The sequence below is a fragment of the Paenibacillus sp. W4I10 genome (genome assembly GCF_030816325.1).
GTDB classification, from domain to species: Bacteria; Bacillota; Bacilli; order Paenibacillales; family Paenibacillaceae; genus Paenibacillus; species Paenibacillus amylolyticus_B.
The window spans coordinates 4,466,343-4,484,621 of the sequence record NZ_JAUSXX010000001.1 but is presented as its reverse complement, the minus strand read 5'-3'; the positions used below and the strand labels follow the sequence as shown (position 1 = coordinate 4,484,621).

The following is an 18,279-nucleotide window of genomic DNA, read 5'->3' as shown; positions in this document are numbered from 1 at the left end:
GTGCATTATTGGTGATGGACATTAAAAGTCGGTTCCTTCGGGGACCGGCTTTTTTATATACAGTGAACGGGCGATATAGCACGTACTCCAACGACTTCTTTTTCAATAACCTGCGAAAGTGGGCATGGATGATGAGAGAGAAGTCACCATAGATCCATGATCTGTGCTGACTTCCGGTCTGTTGTTAACTGTACATGAAAAGTGTCTCTCCTGGTCTGGCGTAGGATCGCTCTTTCTTCTCTGCGCTCTGCATGATTTGGGACAGGTACGTAAGTGAGCTAATGACGATACCAACCAAACAAGCGATGAACACTGAGGAGGAGACAAGCGAACATGAGTACAGGAAATCAAACGGGACAACAAGCGATGGAACAGGAACATAACGATCAGCAGGTGGAAAAAGAAACAGGAGCGGCCGGACGGGTTCAGCCCTTTCCGGGCAGCCGCAAAGTCTACATTCAGGGCTCACGGCCGGACATTGCTGTACCGGAGCGTGAGATAGCCCTTCATGACACGAATACTCCCCAAGGGGTGGAGCATAACGAACCGCTGCGTGTCTACGATACGAGCGGCCCTATGACCGATCCCGCATTTCATGCGGATATCCGTGCAGGTCTGCCAGCCCTGCGCACCCGTTGGATCACAGAGCGTGGCGATGTCGAAGCTTATCAGGGCCGTACGGTTAAACCGGAGGATAACGGACTGAAGCCTGGAGGGAAGAGAGCCGGCGCCGAAGAGTATCCCGGATTACGTGGCAAACCGCTGCGAGCACAGACAGGACGCTGTGTGACCCAGATGCACTACGCGAGACAGGGAGTCATCACGGCAGAGATGGAATTCGCCGCCATTCGTGAAGGCGTGGAACCGGAATTTGTGAGGCAGGAGCTGGCGAGTGGACGGGCCATTCTGCCATCCAACATCAATCACCCGGAGAGTGAGCCGATGTTGATCGGTCGTCATTTTCACGTGAAGATCAATGCCAACATAGGGAACTCTGCCGTATCCTCTTCCATCGAGGAAGAGGTGGAGAAGATGACTTGGGCAGTACGCTGGGGATCGGATACCGTGATGGATCTGTCCACAGGCAAAAACATTCATACCACCCGGGAATGGATCATCCGTAATTCTCCTGTGCCGATTGGTACGGTACCGCTGTATCAAGCGCTGGAGAAGGTGAATGGCGAAGCGGAAGCGCTGACCTGGGAGTTATACCGTGACACGCTCATAGAGCAGGCAGAGCAGGGCGTGGACTACTTTACGATTCATGCAGGCGTGCTGCTGCGTTATATCCCGATGACCGCCAAGCGGATGACAGGCATTGTGTCTCGCGGTGGGTCCATTATGGCAGCATGGTGCCTTGCGCATCATCAGGAGAATTTTTTGTACACCCATTTTGAAGAAATCTGCGAGATTATGAAAAGGTATGATGTGGCGTTTTCGCTAGGAGATGGACTTCGTCCAGGCAGTATCTACGATGCCAATGACGAAGCTCAGATGGCAGAACTGGCTACGCTTGGGGAACTGACGCAGATCGCATGGAAACATGATGTGCAGGTGATGATCGAAGGCCCGGGTCACGTGCCGATGCATAAGATCAAAGAGAATGTGGACTTGCAGATGGAGATTTGCCAAGAGGCGCCGTTCTATACGCTGGGACCGCTAACGACCGACATTGCCCCGGGTTACGATCACATCACATCCGCCATTGGTGCGGCTATGATTGGCTGGTTCGGCACCTCGATGCTCTGTTATGTTACGCCAAAAGAACATTTGGGCCTGCCCAACAAGGATGATGTGCGCGAAGGGGTTATCGCCTACAAGATCGCGGCCCACGCCGCCGATCTGGCGAAAGGCCATCCACGTGCTCAACGCCGGGATGACGCATTGTCCAAGGCACGCTTCGAGTTCCGCTGGCGTGACCAGTTCAACCTGTCATTGGACCCTGAACGTGCGCTGTCCTACCATGATGAGACGCTGCCAGCAGAAGGAGCCAAAGAAGCTCATTTCTGCTCCATGTGCGGACCAAAGTTCTGTAGTATGCGCATCACGCAGGACATTCGGGCCTTTGCGGCGGATAAGGGATTGTCCGAGAATGAGGCTGTAGCAGCGGGCATGCAGGAAAAGGCCGAGGAATATCGGACACGGTCCTAGGCGCCGTTACAGCGCAAGCTGGGCAGTCTGACATCGTTTGAAGGTGAGAATACTGCTATCATGTCGTCTTCTTCATCTTATTGATCAGCTTCCTGATACTTTTTATCAGCATTATGGTTGATTGTCTAGCAGATGTTTAATAAAATGAATGTAAGTACACACCAATAAGAGTAGCCAGGCCAATGGCTACTCCTGCACAGCATTTGCGGTGGGTATTCCTCCGAGTGCAGCAAGTTCAGATGAAGTGACCCGTCAGGCCGTCAACCTGTGGCGGGTCACTTCTTTTTACGATCGATGTATGTCAGGAGCGCAATAATTAACATCGCAAACACGATTACGTCGTTAAAAGAGAAGTTCATAGGATCACCTCCCACTGGAGGCAAGCCTATTTCCCACCACAAATTGGCTGTACATAGTGATTATACCATTTGAAATGCCCTTCTTCGAGAGCGTTTTTATTTTGCAAAAGGAGCCAATATAGTAGGTTCACATTTTTTTAGTGAGTGTAATATGTCACTCCAAATCCGCTACTACTGTCGAACCACACCCAAATTCTTCTCCAAATACTCCGCAAGCAATGCCAGCGGACTATGGATCGCAATGCCTGTGTCTGCTGTAACCTGTGCAGCTGCGGGAGCCATAGATAGTTGGGCTGCAACTACCCTTTTACCCGGATACTGCTCAGCAATCTGCTGTAAGCCTTCACGTACCGCTTCGAGATACCCTTGCTGATCTCCACGCATGATCAACTCAAATGTCCCTGGGATGCACACCGCTTCCGTCTGAGCTGTCTGGGAAACGTGTAGCTGCCCACTTCCATCCTCTTGCTGTAACGCCTGATTCACCCGTGCCATCGTCCCATCAACGGTTGCCGGGTTGGTGAATGCAATTATGTAATCTCCCGGTACTCGCCGCATCTCCTGCAATAACGGATCATCTATGCCGATCACAGGCACAGGGACCTGTGTGGCTTCCTGCTCCAGTACTGTCGCAAAGAGGGTACACGTGACCAGAATGGCATCTGCATGACACTCAGCGATCCAGTGGAGCGTCTGGGCTACCTTCTCGTGAATGACGACCTCGGAAAAGTCAGCGTCATGTTTAAGGCGGTCCAGACCTGGATCGACGTAATGGACCAATTCAACTTCATAAGGAGCAAGCGTTTCTTCAATTAAGGCGATGTTGGAATAGTGTGCGTGAAAACAACCAATGGTGATCATAGGCTAAGTCCCCTTTTACAGTTCGTATAATGTGATGGAAATCGTAGATATTTAAACCATTATAGAAACATGCCTGAGAACTGTACAGTCGTTTATTGCTCAACGCCAATAACCGCCTTCCCGGCAAGCAGCGGAAAGACGGTAACCGGATTCGAATAGGGTCCGGTGTCCATTTTTATCTAAGGGAAGGAGAAGCATTTTTCTTCGCCATTTTTTGCTGTAAAATTTCATGAAAGGATAGACCTTGAGTGTTCTCATTCTCCTTTTTAGGAGCAGTGGTCGCCGTGTTGCGCGGATATTGGTGATGGTACGGGATCATTTGCTGAATAGGCATGCGGATCATCTTGGTTCCTCCTTTGATGCGATTTTTTTTGAATTATGTATTTCGACTGGTTACCATGCCAGGTGGGCATATAGGTACATGTGACTTGTTAGACGAAATAAAAGAGTTTAAAGCGTAATTCCAATTGGATTGTAGTGATTTTACCCGGTTTTAAGGAGATGTAAACGTTTTTAGGGAAATTCAGGAGTAAAGGACCTGATTTGAAAGGATTGATATGGGAGAAACGAATCTGTTGTTATGTGAATAGTCCCAATTTTAAGGAAGTCAATGGTACCCGCTTATGAGGCATATTATCTGGTTAAATGATGCAAAGCATGCTAACTAACTTGGTACCATGGTCGGGTTGTTTAGGGGTAATGTAGTTACGGATATAACAAAAAAACTGCCGAGTGTACTCGGCAGCTTGCGTGATATGAAGAAGGATGCGAGGAAATTTTGATCCTGTCTGAGGTGGTATCGTGTTGATTTTATCTACTTTGGCGAACAGCGATGTATATATCCACTTGTACACTTTCGGGATTCAGGCTGCGTTCATCATACAATTCAAAATCCCCGGTGAACGTACGATCACTTTGTTTGTCCCATGCCCACACGGCTCCCCAAGCTTCGCCAACAACCTCTGCCATCGGTCCTTTTCTGGAAGTGAATACGGCGTAAGTTGCAGGAGGGAGTTGAATGTCATCCAATCCTTCAGGCAATGATTCGTTCGGACTGACCTCATGCCCTACCAGTATGGTGTATTCTCCGGTTATGCCATCGGTGTAATCCGTGTAACAGCCATAGCGAACAACTTCAGGTGCAGGGAGGTGCTCTGAGGCAAAATAATTGTTCCAGAGTCCCTGAATACAGCCTTTGCCACTGATCTCAATGGCGTTGGTTGTGCGGGCGGATACGCCGGCAAGACGTTTGCCTGGGAGCGTGACATAACGAACGGGCTGGGCAGAGAACGAATGATCTGTTGTTGCCTGACCAGGATTAGCAGAAGCAGTAGAGTTTTCAGCGAGAGATTCTGCATGTTGATCCATTGTATTTGTGCGCCAACGCTTCAAAAAAGGAAGCTGGTTACGCAGCATCGAACGAGCGGATTCCTCATCCATGCCTTCGTCCTTCAGAATGGCAGTGCACATCTCCGTCATGCCTTCAAGTGACATACCAGGCTGCTCAAACTTGCCCTCTTTGTAACAATAGATACAGTACTCACGGGTTGTGCTTCCATCTGCTTCCGTTCCGAATTGGGCAGGGATTGTGAGCGGCATGCCGCAGCTTTGACATACAGTGACGTTCATGATTAGTTCCTCCTCAAATATGTACAGATTGTATATATTCTGAAGTATACGGGGAGGAACTGGACAGCTGTCTGTCAGGTTTGAGTCGGAGGTATATAATTTTGAACAATTTGTTCGGCTATACGGCACACATTATCCCGAATATGCAAGGGTTCCAGCACCTCAACATCCGCCCCAAAGCCCAAGATGAAGCCGTACAGCCAGTTATCTTCTGGAAAAGCGACCTGACTGATATAATACCCATTCCCATCATGGATGACGTTCTCGATCCCAAACCATTCTTCCGCAATATGACGGACGCGAGCATGGAATTTCAAGGTTAACCTAGCTTGATTGTCTGGACGGCTCCATTCCTGTTGCCAGGGTCTGTCCTGTGGGTTGATGACTTTACGCTCGAAGTGCTCATTAGCAAGTGTGACATCTTGCATGCGCACAAGCTTGAACATGCGAAATTGATTTCGCTCGTGACAAAAAGCATACAGGTACCAGGAATGCTTCTTGAGTACGATGGTATGAGGGTCGGCAGTTCGGTGAGTATGTATACCTTCCGCACTGCAGTAGGTAAAGGTTACGGGTCGTAATTGATCCATGCCCTGTTCGATAAGTTCAAGCTTGATTTTCAGCGCTTCGGGATGCGTCCAGGTTGAATAATCCACGATGAATCGATTGGTATTGGCCTGAAAATCGTCATTTTTGGATTCAGGTACGATACTGCTGAGTTTTTCGACCAGAAGTTCACGCGCCGCATTAGCATGGGAAGTGGATACACTGCGCAGTGCAGTGACGATGGAAGCGAGATCCTTGTCTGTTAACACGTTTCGATCCAATCGGTAGCCCTCTGCCAGACCAATCCCGCCGCTTGCCCCCTGATACGTCACTACAGGGATGCCTGCTTGACCCAATGTATCGATGTCCCGATAGATGGTCCGGATCGATACTTCGAACATATCTGCCAAGTCTTTGGCTTGTACCCGTCCACGATTGATTAGCAGCACTACGATGGCTAATAAACGCTCCAGTTTCATATCTATGGATTCCTTTCATTGGTTTATCTGTTGGATTCAAATATGTTATATTGTTGAGCATCACACATAGGAGTGGAATAAGCAATGAAGCGAATTACGATTCTGATCGCAGACGATGAAGTTGAGATCGCTGATCTGGTTGCTTTACATTTACAAAAAGAAGGATATCACACCATCAAGGCCTTTGACGGGAAGGCGGCGGTTCAAGTTGTTCAGACCCAAGCGATCGATTTGGCGATTCTGGACATTATGATGCCTGGCATGGATGGGTATGAGGTGACCCGTAAAATTCGGGAGCAGCATCATTTGCCGATCATTTTCCTGAGTGCCAAAACGTCAGATATGGACAAAATTACGGGACTCGTGATGGGTGCGGACGATTATATGACCAAACCGTTTAATCCGATGGAGCTTGTTGCCCGGGTCAACTCTCAGTTGCGTCGCTCTCTGCAATTCAGCCAGTCTGCGCCTGTTCAGAGGTCCATTCTGGAGAAGGGCGGGCTCATCATTACGCCAGATCAACATCGCGTTACACTCTACGGCAAATCAGTAGAACTAACACCGAAGGAGTTCGATATTTTGTATCTGCTCGCGAGCCACCCCAAGCAGGTGTTCAGTGCAGAAAGTATTTTTGAACAGGTCTGGGGAGAAGCCTATTATGAGAGCGGGAATACCGTGATGGTCCACATTCGGACCCTGCGCAAAAAGCTGGGGGAAGATGTGAACAAGAACAAGTTTATCAAAACGATCTGGGGCGTGGGGTACACGTTTAATGACTAAACGAAGAAGTTTTCGTACAACCATGATTATGTTGTTAGGGTTAAGCATGCTTGCCTCTGGCGCAATCACTTATGGGATTTACAAGCTTTTACAAGCCTATTATTCGGGTGTCCGTGCAGAGGATCAGCTCGCTGAATATCGTCATTTTATGAAAAGTATCGGAGATATCTATTTCTTCCTGATCTTATTTATTCCACTGGCCATTTTATTTTTCTTCTGGTTTACCAAGCCCTACGCGACGTATTTCAAGGACATTTCTACAGGGATCAGGCATTTGGCCAATGGCGACTTTCAGCATCGTGTGCAGATCTCCTCGAAGGACGAGTTAGGTACGATTGCGGAGGATGTGAACCTGGCAAGTGAGAAGTTAAGGGAAGCGGTGGAAAGAGGGGATTTTGCTGAAAATAGTAAAGACCAGCTTGTCGTCAATCTGGCGCATGATCTGCGAACACCGCTGACCTCGGTGCTTGGATATTTGGATCTGCTCATGAAAGATGATCAGCTAACGGAGGAGCAGGTACGGCACTTTACGTCGATTGCATTCACCAAATCACAGCGTCTGGAGAAGCTGATTGATGATTTGTTCGAAATTACCCGTATGAATTATGGCATGCTGCCTATAAACAAGACACAGCTGGATCTTAGCGAACTGCTGAAGCAGATGAACGAAGAACTCTATCCTGTATTTGAAAAGAACCAACTAGTCGCCCGGTTGAAAATAGACACTGACCTTACGGTCTCCGGTGATGGCGAGCTGCTGGCCCGTGTGTTCGAGAATCTGCTAATTAACGCTGCACGGCATGGCAAGGATGGCATGTACGTAGATATTAATGGATATCGGGATGCAGAACAGGTCATCATTCAGGTAATTAACTATGGTGGACATATTCGTCCGGAAGAATTGCCACATATCTTCGATATGTATTACACCGGAGATCGTGCCAGGACTCCTCAGGAGGGTGGGACAGGCCTCGGACTGTTTATCGCTCGCAATATTGTGGAGCAGCATGACGGTACAATCTCGGCCCAGAGCGATGTGGTACGGACGCAGTTCGAAGTTCGTTTGCCCGTCTTCCAATAAGGTTGACGTCAAAATTTAAGAAAAACTTTAAAATTGCCCTGCTTTTTCTTTAACTTGTGTTGTCTATCCTTGATGTATGAGGTAAAAGGAGGAACAAGCATGAAGAAGTGGGGCTTTTTGATATGTATTATTTTGATCGGATATATCGTTACACAATCACCAGGATGGCTTCAGCAGAAGGATGAGTTGCCCATCGAGATTCAGAATACGCGCGAAAATCCGGCAGGTTATACGGTATCCGTCACGGGAAATATTCAGGATCAGGTATATAAGGGGAACTTGTTACTGGTTAATAAGCAATACCCCATTGGCGCGGAAGGGGTTAAATCCGATATTGTATATATAGCGGATGAGGATGAGCTGCTTCGTGGATATGGAATCATGGATCGGAAAATCATGTTATCCCGGCAGGTGGCGCAGGAGTTTCAGAAGATGGTGGAAGCAGCAGGCGAAGAGGGAGTTCGATATTTTCTCGTCAGCAGCGGGTACAGGGACTTTGAAAAGCAGGACGAGCTATATCAGGAAAAGGGTTCAGACTATGCACTTCCTGCGGGTCACAGTGAGCACAATCTCGGGTTATCCCTGGATATCGGCTCCAGCCTGGCTGCCATGAATGAAGCACCAGAGGGTGCCTGGCTGGAGAAGAATGCATGGAAATACGGATTTATTTTGCGATACCCGAAGGATAAAGTACGTATCACGGGTATTCAGTATGAACCATGGCACTTTCGATATGTAGGGCTGCCGCATAGTGCTATCATGCATAAGAATAATTTGGTGTTGGAGGAGTATCTTGATTTGTTAAAAGACAAAGAGAACATTACTGTTGAAGTAGAGGGTGAGGAGTATCATATCCGTTATTACCAGGCCACCCAAGATACGACCGTTTACATACCTGAGCACGGCCAAACTGAAATATCGGGTGATAACATGGATGGCATCATCGTCACCGTAAAGAAATAGCAGGCAACACAAGGGAGGAAGAGCAGCATGAAGCAGAACAACCAGAAGAAAACCAAACATTACATCCTTTGGACTGCTGTTTTCATTATCTATTTATATCTGCTGACTAAGCTGATCCTGTTCAAAGGAAGCCCGGTGGATTTTGGCATCGTGAGCGATCGACTGATGGCGTTCTTGCAACAACCGGATCTGGTCCATACCCGAACCGTCAACCTGACACCATTTCAGGAAATCTCACGAGACTGGAACAGTCTGTCGTTACATCGTCCTGGCACCGCAATCCATCTGGTAGGCAATATACTGGCCTTTATCCCTCTGGGCATCTTCATCCCTGTGTTGACGGGCAACAAGTTATTCTCTGGAGTAAAGGTACTCATACTGTCTCTGCTGCTCAGTCTGGGCTATGAAGTGACACAGTTAGTGACCGGCATGGGCATATTAGATGTGGATGATCTGATGCTTAATACACTCGGCGGCTTGATTGGATATATTATTTATACCATGGCTATGGGTCTGAAAAAGGTGTTGTCGGGAGGAGAATCCCGCGTGACGACGAAAAAGTTAAATTCTAAGGAAAGTCATGTGTAAGGAGGGGAAGAACTTGATTATAATGGCTGTACTGTTCATTAGCGCAGGGCTAATGTTTCTCGTGTATCCACACAAGGTAACGGATGCTTCGGAAAAACAGATTACGGAGCGAGTGATCATGTCTAGATGGGTTGGAGGCTCGTTAATTTCTCTGTCGTGTTTGTTTCTGATCATGGGCACGATTCAACTGTTAGATCAAGCCTCACATCACATTGGGCATTAAAAGGCAGTTGGCCTTTAAAATTGATTTTTAAATGTATACCGATTATAAAAAGCAGAGCCAAAAAAGCTCCCCATTACGTGCAATCAGCACGTGGCGGGGAGCTTTTTTGAATAACTTCATCGCATTAATGATTCATGTAATTAAGCTTTTTTCATCATTTGACGTAATACGGTTTGCAGGATACCGCCGTTATGGTAGTAATCCACGTCAACCATGCTGTCCAGACGAGCGATGACAGGGAATTCGAACTGTGTACCGTCTTCACGAGTTACAGTAACTTTCAATTCTTGTCCTGGTTTCACATCATTGCTGAGACCAGTAATGTCATACGTTTCACGTCCGTTCAGACCAAGGCTGGACCAGCCGTGACCTTCCTGGAATTGCAATGGCATTACGCCCATGCCGACCAGGTTACTGCGGTGAATCCGCTCGAAGCTTTCCGCGATAACGGCTTTGACGCCGAGCAAGAATGTTCCTTTTGCCGCCCAGTCACGGGAGCTTCCTGTACCATACTCTTTACCTGCGATAACGATCAGGTTCTGTCCTTCATCCTGATACTTCATGGAAGCATCGTAGATGGACATTTCTTCGTCCGTTGGCAGGTACTTCGTGATACCGCCTTCTGTACCAGGAGCTACCTGGTTACGAATACGAATGTTGGCAAACGTACCACGCATCATGACTTCATGGTTACCACGACGTGAACCGTAAGAGTTGAAGTCTTTGCGCTCTACGCCATGCTCTTTCAGATACAGTCCAGCTGGGCTGGATGGTGCAATATTACCTGCTGGCGAGATGTGATCCGTTGTTACGGAATCCGCAAGCAATGCCATAACACGTGCAGAACGGATATCTGCGATATCGTTCAACTTGTCGCCAAGCTCTTGGAAGAACGGAGGATTCTGAATGTATGTGGAGTTCGGATCCCACTCGTACAATTCACCTTCCGGTACAGAAATTGAATTCCAACGCTCATTGGCTGTAAATACATTCTCGTACTTGTTGCGGAACATCTGAGCGTTCAGGGAACTTGCGATAGTATCCTTGATTTCCTCGGAGGTAGGCCAGAGGTCTTTCAGGAACACAGGCTCATTGTTCGTATCATAACCGATTGGATCGGTTTCAAAGTCAATATTCACTGTACCTGCAAGTGCATATGCCACAACGAGTGGTGGTGATGCGAGATAGTTGGCTTTAACCTGTGCATGCACACGGCCTTCGAAGTTACGGTTACCGGACAATACAGCCGCTACGGTCATATCGTTCTCAGCAATAGCTTCGCTCACTTCGTCCGGCAGTGGGCCGGAGTTACCGATGCATGTTGCACAACCGTAGCCAGCAACGTTGAATCCGAGTTTGTCGAGATAAGTGATAAGACCTGCTTTTTCCAGGTACTCGGTAACCACAAGGGAACCTGGGGTCAGACTGCTTTTCACATATCCTGGTTTGGTCAGGCCGCGTTCAACTGCTTTTTTCGCCAGTAGTCCCGCTCCAACCATAACACTTGGATTCGAAGTATTCGTACAACTTGTGATCGCCGCGATCACAACAGCACCTGCCTTCAGTTCACTGTTGGAACCGTCCGGATGCTTCACAGGTACGGATTGTTCGATTTTCTCATCGCTCAGACCGTAGCCGCCTTTATCTACAGGTGTGCGAATGATGCTGTTGAAGCTTTCTTTCATTTGTGTCAGCTCGATGCGATCCTGTGGACGTTTTGGTCCTGCAAGACTTGGTACAACAGAGCCGAGATCCAGTTCAATCACATCTGTGAATTCAGGATCAACGGTGCTGGAAGTACGGAACATGCCTTGAGCTTTGTAATAAGCTTCAACCAATTCTACCTGCTCGTCAGGACGGCCAGTGTTACGCAGATAGTTCAACGTTTCACTATCAACAGGGAAGAAACCGATGGTAGCACCATATTCTGGTGCCATGTTGGCTACTGTTGCACGGTCAGCCAGACCGATGTTGGCAAGACCTGGACCGTAGAACTCAACGAATTTACCAACAACGCCTTTTTTACGAAGCAATTGGGTAACAGTGAGTGCCAGATCCGTTGCTGTTGCGCCTTCGCTCAGGCTGCCAGTCAGTTTGAAACCGATAACGTCCGGTGTTACAAAATAAAGCGGTTGGCCCAGCATACCTGCTTCAGCCTCAATACCACCTACACCCCAACCAACAACGCCAAGTCCGTTGATCATGGTGGTGTGGGAGTCTGTACCTACGAGGGAATCCGGGAATACAACGGTTTCGCCGTCCACGGTTTTGGTTGCTGCCACGGAAGCCAGATACTCCAGGTTAACCTGGTGAACGATCCCTGTGGATGGTGGAACTGCACGGAAGTTGTTGAATGCCGTTTGCGCCCAACGCAAGAAGCGGTAACGCTCTTCATTACGCTCGAACTCGACTTTGATATTGTAATCAAGTGCATCGTTGGTACCAAAAGCATCAACCATGACGGAGTGGTCAATAACGAGATCGACCGGTACGAGCGGGTTGATCTGTTTTGGATCGCCGCCTGCTTTTTTCACAGTATCACGCATTGCAGCGAGGTCAACGACAACCGGTACACCGGTGAAATCCTGCAGAACGATACGTGCAGGGATGAATGGAATTTCCTTGTTATTATCACGGCCATCTGCCCAGCCGGTCAGTTGTTTTACGTGTTCTTCGGTGATGGCACGTCCGTCGAATTGACGAATTGCTGCTTCAAGCAACACTTTAATGGAGAAAGGAAGCCTGGAAAGATCGCCGTGGCCGTTTTCCTGAAGAGCATCGAGACTGTAGTAGCGGTAAGACTTGCCTCCAACCTCAAGACTGCGAGCGGCGGAGAAATGATTCTTTGCTGACATACATGTACCTCCTTGGGATGTGTCGGTGAGATGAAGAAAACGTTCATTTAGGTGAAGAACAGGCCTTCATCGTTCCGTGTTCTTGTTCGTTAGTTTCATCAGATGAAACGTAATTTCATAATCATAACTTTAGTTTTAAGTATACCGTTTTCACCTCCGTACGTAAAGGTCTTTTTGCCTGATCAAGCAAGCTTTTGGAGCGTTGAAGGCGTTTTCGTGAAGCGAGCAGGAATAAGATATCTTGTGTACCTGTATTTGCCGAATTTCGGATTTCCCTCCTGAGCCGTGTACATACAACCGAAGACCCTTTCATATGAATAGTAGGAGTTTATATACGCAATGCAATATTCCAGACAGAACTCATGCCAAAGGGGGACATAGGCTTGGAACGGGAATGGAAGAGTGCCTTATATACTTACGTGAACCAGTACAATCGCTGTGAGATCGACTACCGTCCACAGACCAGCGAACGGATCGTTACCGATCCTGACTTCGTGGTGGAACGGGGAGAGCGTATGGCAAGGCTGGACGAATGGTATCGTAAGCGGCGCGCCGTGCCTCTTCGCAGCGAGACCAGCGCCAAGCTTGTGCGCACGCTTATGGATGGCCAGGAAGAAGCGGTGGTGGATGTACAATTGTACAGTAGACTGTTCTACGAGAAGAGCGGGATCACCCACCGGGAGGACCGGATTGAGCGGGAGCGGTTAACCTTTCTACGGCAGAGTGGTGGATGGATCATTGGACGGGTCGAGCGAGAAGTGCCGGAGCGTCGCCCTGCTGGGGAAGGGCGTCCGTTTCAACAAGCTGATTTTGTACAGGCGATGAATCGGCCGCTGCTGAATCGGGAAGTATTGGGTCAAGGAAGAAGCTCACGGCAACAGTCATATCGCAGAGATCTGGCAGTTGCCTATGCAGATCGGTGGTGGAATGCGGGCAATCCGGCATTTGAGGAATTTGATGTGGATTGTACCAATTACGTGTCCCAATGTCTCTTTGCAGGGGGCGCACCCATCCACTATACTGGTAGAAGAGAAGCCGGCTGGTGGTATAAAGGGTATGTGAACGGCTCTGAAATGTGGAGTTACAGTTGGGCAGTTTCCAACAGTCTGGAGCGTTATTTGTCAGGCAGCAGCTGGGGTCTGACCGCGACAGAAGTGGAGCGTCCTGAGCAGCTGATGCTCGGCGATGTTATTCTCTACGATTGGGATGGAGATGGACGATTTCAGCACAGCACCGTTGTGACCGCGTTTGATGCGGGCGGTATGCCGCTTGTTAACGCACATACGGTTAGCAGCCGTCACCGATTTTGGGATTACCGGGATTCTTACGCTTGGACGGAGCGGACGGTATACCGGCTTTTTCATATTGCAGATGAGTTTTGATGACGAAAGATTTTCGGGATGCGGTGACGCAGACATCCAGTTCCGTGTAAAATAAGACCAGATAACACAAGCAGAATAACAAGGGTGCTGAGCATGCAAACATGACAGCATCAGGCACAGATAATCGGAGGGTACACATGAGTATGGATAAATTAAAAGTAGGCGTCGTGTACGGCGGAAAATCGGGCGAGCATGAGGTGTCGCTGCAAACGGCGTTTGCTGTAACAAACGCATTTGATTATGAAAAGTATGAACTGGTTCCTTTTTATATCTCCAAGCAGGGGACGTGGAAAAAAGGACCTGTCATGCATGCGCCGTTCGCGCAGATTGAAGATCTGAAGCTGGAGCAATCGGCGGGTGGAACGCAGGATGCGCTGAACGCCCTGTTTGGCCGTTTGTATGGCGGAGCAGAAGCGCTGGACGTGATGTTCCCTCTGCTGCATGGTACGTTTGGAGAGGATGGCACCATTCAGGGCATGTTCGAGATGGCGGATATGCCATATGTAGGTGCGGGTGTACTCGCTTCGGCTGGCGGCATGGACAAAGTGGTCATGAAAAAGCTGTTTGCACAGGCTGGCATTGACCAATGTGCCTTTACGTATTTTAACGCGACACAATGGAAGCAGACAGAGCACGAAATGATCGTACAGGTCGAAGATCAGCTGGGGTATCCTTGTTTCATCAAACCGGCGAATCTGGGCTCAAGTGTAGGCATCTCCAAAGCACGTAACCGCGATGAGCTGAAGACAGCTGTCGAGTTCGCACTTCGGTATGATACGAAGGTTGTCATAGAGGAGTTCGTTGAAGCCCGCGAAGTTGAGGTTAGTGTCCTCGGCAATGACGAGCCCATGGCTTCTGTTCCAGGCGAGATCGTATCCTCCGGTGAGTATTATGACTATGCAGCCAAGTATATTGATGGTCAATCACAGATGCTTATTCCAGCTCCACTGGACCCAGAGGCCGCAGATCGCATTCGCGAGGCAGCTTTGCAGGCGTTCCGTGCGATTGAAGGTAACGGCATTTCACGTGCCGACTTCTTCATTCGGAAAAATGACGGCGCATTGCTTATTAATGAAGTCAACACCATGCCTGGTTTCACACCATACAGCATGTATCCACTTCTTTGGCGTGAGACAGGTGTATCATATGCCGAACTGCTGGATCGCATGATTGAGCTGGCACTGGAGCGTTACAACCGCAAGCAGGCACTGAATTACGAGAACGGCGTACAGGCGTAGCCTGCGACCACAAGATCAGGAGGGATATGTATGGGATTTCAGACTGAATTCAATTCCGTATGCAAGTTCAAGAATGAGCAGGAGCTGTTCGAACTGCTTGAATACGGACGCGGCAAAATGGTCAAACAGGGCTTCCGGGTATTTCCTACCGGCCAGAAAGTGATTGCATACACACCGGATAACGTGGCTGTAGCCATCGTCAAGATCGTGGTTTCCATTGCGGAGATCAACTTCCAGGGGCAAGAGGTAACTGAGGTGGAGATGCAACTCATCCGCAAATTGACTGAGGAAGAATCACGCATTCAGACTGCCCTTGCCGATGAGATGTTCTTTGGAGAGCAAGCACAGGAGTAGTTGTTGACTGTAAGTGCGGGTCGGATAGACTGATTTGTCAGAATACGATTATGGTCACTCTTTTAGGGTAAAACTTGGTTATATACAGTGACGGTACATCCTGATGGCTGAATATGCCGTGCGGGTTTCCCGCCCTAATAGAGAGGAAGAGATTCATGCTCGTACGCTTTGGTTACGTGGCAATGTCCGTGCTTATAGAGAATGCCTCGCCTTCCCGGACCATGACCATGTCGAGTTTTAACAAAATCGATGACAGGGAAGCAGCGATCCGAAAGCTCGAACGGATTGCAGCCGAGAACCTGCACAATACATTACGTTTGCTCAGGCACAACAAGGGTAGCCATATTCATGTATATCGCTTCTCTTCCAAATTGATTCCACTGGCAACACACGAGGACCTGAATGACTGGGACCCGTTCCCGGCACTGAAGCAGGACTTTGCGGCCATTGGTGATTTTGTGAAGGAAAATCATATGCGTGTGTCCTTTCATCCGGATCATTTTACCGTACTTAGTACCCCCCGCGAGCAAGTTCTGCACAACTCGATTCGCGACCTTCGTCATCATGTTCGGATGCTGGATGCCATGGGGCTGAATGCCACTGCCAAGAACAATATACATATTGGTGGTGCATACGGGGACAAGCCTTCGGCGGCGCTTCGTTTTGAAGAAAACTTTTTGAAGCTGGATCGGGACATTCAGGAGCGGCTCACACTCGAAAATGATGACAAAACGTTCAATGCGCCTGAGACACTTGCCGTGTGCCAGCGCTTGGGATTGCCCATGGTACTGGATATCCATCACCATTGGGTGAACAACGAAGGAGAACAGGCATGGGATCTGTGGCCTGATATTCTAAAGACCTGGCAGTCACCGCTTGCCCAGGCAGATTCACCGGCTGATCAGCCATTGCCACCCAAAATCCATGTCTCCAGTCCAAAGAGTGAGAAGGATCTGCGAGGTCACGCCGATGGTGTAGAGGTAGAGCCTGTGCTCGATTTCTTGCGTCATATCGCAGCAGATACCCCAAGGATTGACGTGATGATCGAGGCTAAACGCAAAGATGAGGCACTTGTACAACTGATGCAGAAGCTGGCATTCTATCACGAAGAGGGCGTGGAGTGGGTGGACGAGTCTACCGTCATCATTCATCCGTAGTGCCAAAAGGGGCCTGGGCAACGAGAAACTTTACGACCTGTGGGGCGTATACTTTTAACAAGTATTTCAACTTTTCGTAGATTGATATAGAAAGTAGAGTGAACGCTTTGAATGAGAAGGAAAAGACACCTTATGTCGTGACAAGCAAAAGCTATACTGCCGTTGCCATTAATGCAGCTTCCAAAGCTGGCGAATGGATCAAAAGCCGTCTTGGGACGGTAGCTGAACTTGGCACCAAATATTCACCCCAAGATCTGGTGACCGAAGTGGATAAAGGAGCGGAGCAGATGATCCGCCGCCTGATTCTTACGCATTTTCCCCACCATGCCATTCTGGGTGAAGAAGGCGTCGAACCGGGACCGGAAGCTTCGGCAAAAGCATTGAAAGAGGCCGAGGAAGAAGAGTTCCTGTGGATTGTTGATCCTGTGGACGGAACGACGAACTTTGTACACGGATTCCCGTTTTATTCGGTGTCCATCGCATTGGCTCACAATGGTGAAGTCATTGTTGGCGTGATCTACGACCCTTCCCGTGATGAAATGTTTGTTGCGGAAAAAGGGAAAGGAGCATATGTTCACGGAAACCGGATGCTTGTATCTGGTGAACAAGAACTGGCTCAGAGCCTGATTGCGGTTGGATTCCCGGCAGACACAACCTTTGCGTTGCCACTGAATATGGCCGCTGTGCAGGCGCTTGCTCCGCAAGTTCGTAACTTGCGTGCAGGCGGATCTGCCGCCCTTCATCTGGCATATGTTGCCGCAGGACGCCTCAGCGCCTACACCGAAGTTGGATTGAAACCGTGGGATATTGCCGCAGGTGCGCTGCTGGTTGAAGAATCCGGCGGCAAGGTAACGGATACCATTGGAACACCTTATCAATTGTCTGTGAGTCATGTCGTTGCCAGCAATGGCAAAATCCATGATGCACTGACGGATGTGCTGAAGGAAGCGAAGGCTACTGGTCTGGAGTGAGTTTATACAACTCATCGATGCTTTAGCTAACCTGCAATTGTACATTAGTACATTAACGGAGGGGACAGATAGCATCTAAGGAAGCGGAAGATGATTCTGTACACGAAGTGGACGTCCAATAGTATAGGTAACGCATGTATGACTTTAATTAAAGGAGCGAAAACAATGGATGAATCCAAAGAACTGGAACGACGGCTCAGTGATATGCTGACGGAAGGGGACATGGAAGAGTCCGGCGACACCGATCAGCGTGAACGCCAGCTGATTCCTCCCAAGTATGAAGTGCGAATCCAGACAGAACGTGATCCAATTGTCGAGGAAACGTTAAAGTACCGGAAGATGGCACGCGAAGTGGATGATCGTTATGATCGATATCTGGAGCGAACTATCGGGAACAAACCGGAGAGCGACAAGGGTCATTCAAATTCTGAGGACTCGAATAAGCCGCAATCTTAACTAATCACTGAACGTCATAGCTGAGCTTAACCAATAACAGGCTCCCCATCAGGGAGTCTGTTATTTCATGTGTGCTCTCAGCAGAGAGGACAACACCTAATTTAAAATGATAGAATAGAGTAACACCAACTGATGTCATTGGAATGACCAATGTACTATACAATAGTGAGGTTGTTCAAAAAGTCCGCTTTTGATTACGAAGGATG

The 18,279-nt window shown here is 48.7% G+C and carries 17 protein-coding genes; 12 read left to right on the top strand and 5 right to left on the bottom strand.

The window, feature by feature from the left end:
- Positions 1-366 precede the first annotated feature (366 nt).
- Positions 367-2,151, top strand: coding sequence for a phosphomethylpyrimidine synthase ThiC (gene thiC / locus QF049_RS20070; RefSeq protein ID WP_307543347.1), 1,785 nt, complete (start codon positions 367-369; stop codon positions 2,149-2,151).
- A 530-nt stretch (positions 2,152-2,681) separates the two neighbouring features.
- Here thiC and QF049_RS20065 read toward each other — a convergent pair.
- From QF049_RS20065 to QF049_RS20050, 4 genes are all read right to left on the bottom strand, one after another.
- Positions 2,682-3,371: a hypothetical protein gene (locus QF049_RS20065; RefSeq protein ID WP_307540038.1), complete on the bottom strand. Its 690-nt coding sequence runs from the start codon at positions 3,369-3,371 to the stop codon at positions 2,682-2,684.
- Positions 3,372-3,546: 175 nt separating this feature from the next.
- Positions 3,547-3,714 carry a hypothetical protein gene (locus QF049_RS20060; RefSeq protein ID WP_017690769.1) on the bottom strand — a complete coding sequence of 56 codons (168 nt, stop codon included), beginning with the start codon at positions 3,712-3,714 and terminating at the stop codon, positions 3,547-3,549.
- A 467-nt stretch (positions 3,715-4,181) separates the two neighbouring features.
- A complete protein-coding gene (locus tag QF049_RS20055) occupies positions 4,182-5,000 on the bottom strand; it encodes a zinc ribbon domain-containing protein (protein WP_307540036.1) in 819 nt (272 codons plus the stop codon).
- Between the two features lie 74 nt (positions 5,001-5,074).
- Positions 5,075-6,025 carry a helix-turn-helix transcriptional regulator gene (locus QF049_RS20050; protein WP_150364266.1) on the bottom strand — a complete coding sequence of 317 codons (951 nt, stop codon included), beginning with the start codon at positions 6,023-6,025 and terminating at the stop codon, positions 5,075-5,077.
- A gap of 84 nt (positions 6,026-6,109) precedes the next feature.
- Here QF049_RS20050 and QF049_RS20045 point away from each other — a divergent pair, with 84 nt between their 5' ends.
- From QF049_RS20045 to QF049_RS20025, 5 genes are all read left to right on the top strand, one after another.
- Entirely contained in the window at positions 6,110-6,805 is a 696-nt protein-coding gene (locus QF049_RS20045; RefSeq protein ID WP_124118747.1) for a response regulator transcription factor, read from the top strand.
- Complete coding sequence (locus tag QF049_RS20040) at positions 6,798-7,886, top strand: HAMP domain-containing sensor histidine kinase (protein ID WP_307540032.1); 1,089 nt, start codon at positions 6,798-6,800, stop codon at positions 7,884-7,886. Before QF049_RS20045 ends, QF049_RS20040 begins: the two co-directional genes overlap by 8 nt.
- A 99-nt stretch (positions 7,887-7,985) precedes the next feature.
- On the top strand, positions 7,986-8,849 hold the full coding sequence (locus tag QF049_RS20035) for a M15 family metallopeptidase (protein WP_307540030.1): 864 nt from the start codon (positions 7,986-7,988) through the stop codon (positions 8,847-8,849).
- A 27-nt stretch (positions 8,850-8,876) separates the two neighbouring features.
- Positions 8,877-9,437 (top strand): VanZ family protein, encoded by a 561-nt coding sequence (locus QF049_RS20030; protein ID WP_307540029.1) that lies wholly within the window; start codon positions 8,877-8,879, stop codon positions 9,435-9,437.
- A 13-nt stretch (positions 9,438-9,450) separates the two neighbouring features.
- Positions 9,451-9,660 carry a hypothetical protein gene (locus tag QF049_RS20025; protein ID WP_307540028.1) on the top strand — a complete coding sequence of 70 codons (210 nt, stop codon included), beginning with the start codon at positions 9,451-9,453 and terminating at the stop codon, positions 9,658-9,660.
- A 140-nt stretch (positions 9,661-9,800) separates the two neighbouring features.
- Here the strand turns inward: QF049_RS20025 and acnA are convergent, their stop codons facing one another.
- On the bottom strand, positions 9,801-12,515 hold the full coding sequence (acnA, locus tag QF049_RS20020; RefSeq protein WP_036614112.1) for an aconitate hydratase AcnA: 2,715 nt from the start codon (positions 12,513-12,515) through the stop codon (positions 9,801-9,803).
- A 383-nt stretch (positions 12,516-12,898) separates the two neighbouring features.
- Here acnA and QF049_RS20015 point away from each other — a divergent pair, with 383 nt between their 5' ends.
- The 6 genes from QF049_RS20015 to QF049_RS19990 all read left to right on the top strand — a co-directional run bounded on the left by QF049_RS20015 (position 12,899) and on the right by QF049_RS19990 (position 18,073).
- The gene (locus tag QF049_RS20015) at positions 12,899-13,897 is read left to right on the top strand and encodes an amidase domain-containing protein (RefSeq protein WP_370511462.1); all 999 of its coding nucleotides are present in this window, start codon (positions 12,899-12,901) and stop codon (positions 13,895-13,897) included.
- 137 nt (positions 13,898-14,034) lie between these two features.
- On the top strand, positions 14,035-15,135 hold the full coding sequence (locus tag QF049_RS20010; protein WP_036614110.1) for a D-alanine--D-alanine ligase: 1,101 nt from the start codon (positions 14,035-14,037) through the stop codon (positions 15,133-15,135).
- Positions 15,136-15,165: 30 nt separating this feature from the next.
- Complete coding sequence (locus QF049_RS20005) at positions 15,166-15,489, top strand: hypothetical protein (RefSeq protein WP_036614107.1); 324 nt, start codon at positions 15,166-15,168, stop codon at positions 15,487-15,489.
- A 155-nt stretch (positions 15,490-15,644) separates the two neighbouring features.
- The gene (uvsE, locus tag QF049_RS20000; protein WP_307540025.1) at positions 15,645-16,646 is read left to right on the top strand and encodes a UV DNA damage repair endonuclease UvsE; all 1,002 of its coding nucleotides are present in this window, start codon (positions 15,645-15,647) and stop codon (positions 16,644-16,646) included.
- A 107-nt stretch (positions 16,647-16,753) separates the two neighbouring features.
- Positions 16,754-17,617, top strand: coding sequence for an inositol monophosphatase family protein (locus QF049_RS19995; RefSeq protein ID WP_373428275.1), 864 nt, complete (start codon positions 16,754-16,756; stop codon positions 17,615-17,617).
- 165 nt (positions 17,618-17,782) lie between these two features.
- Entirely contained in the window at positions 17,783-18,073 is a 291-nt protein-coding gene (locus tag QF049_RS19990) for a hypothetical protein (protein ID WP_124118739.1), read from the top strand.
- Positions 18,074-18,279 lie beyond the last annotated feature (206 nt).

Bases quoted from the DNA above. Each gene is read 5' to 3' on its own strand.
- thiC (WP_307543347.1), top strand. From the start codon at position 367: ATGGAACAGGAACATAACGATCAGCAGGTGGAAAAAGAAACAGGAGCG.
- QF049_RS20065 (WP_307540038.1), bottom strand. From the start codon at position 3,371: ATGATCACCATTGGTTGTTTTCACGCACACTATTCCAACATCGCCTTA.
- QF049_RS20060 (WP_017690769.1), bottom strand. From the start codon at position 3,714: ATGATCCGCATGCCTATTCAGCAAATGATCCCGTACCATCACCAATAT.
- QF049_RS20055 (WP_307540036.1), bottom strand. From the start codon at position 5,000: ATGAACGTCACTGTATGTCAAAGCTGCGGCATGCCGCTCACAATCCCT.
- QF049_RS20050 (WP_150364266.1), bottom strand. From the start codon at position 6,025: ATGAAACTGGAGCGTTTATTAGCCATCGTAGTGCTGCTAATCAATCGT.
- QF049_RS20045 (WP_124118747.1), top strand. From the start codon at position 6,110: ATGAAGCGAATTACGATTCTGATCGCAGACGATGAAGTTGAGATCGCT.
- QF049_RS20040 (WP_307540032.1), top strand. From the start codon at position 6,798: ATGACTAAACGAAGAAGTTTTCGTACAACCATGATTATGTTGTTAGGG.
- QF049_RS20035 (WP_307540030.1), top strand. From the start codon at position 7,986: ATGAAGAAGTGGGGCTTTTTGATATGTATTATTTTGATCGGATATATC.
- QF049_RS20030 (WP_307540029.1), top strand. From the start codon at position 8,877: ATGAAGCAGAACAACCAGAAGAAAACCAAACATTACATCCTTTGGACT.
- acnA (WP_036614112.1), bottom strand. From the start codon at position 12,515: ATGTCAGCAAAGAATCATTTCTCCGCCGCTCGCAGTCTTGAGGTTGGA.
- QF049_RS20010 (WP_036614110.1), top strand. From the start codon at position 14,035: ATGAGTATGGATAAATTAAAAGTAGGCGTCGTGTACGGCGGAAAATCG.
- QF049_RS20005 (WP_036614107.1), top strand. From the start codon at position 15,166: ATGGGATTTCAGACTGAATTCAATTCCGTATGCAAGTTCAAGAATGAG.
- uvsE (WP_307540025.1), top strand. From the start codon at position 15,645: ATGCTCGTACGCTTTGGTTACGTGGCAATGTCCGTGCTTATAGAGAAT.
- QF049_RS19990 (WP_124118739.1), top strand. From the start codon at position 17,783: ATGGATGAATCCAAAGAACTGGAACGACGGCTCAGTGATATGCTGACG.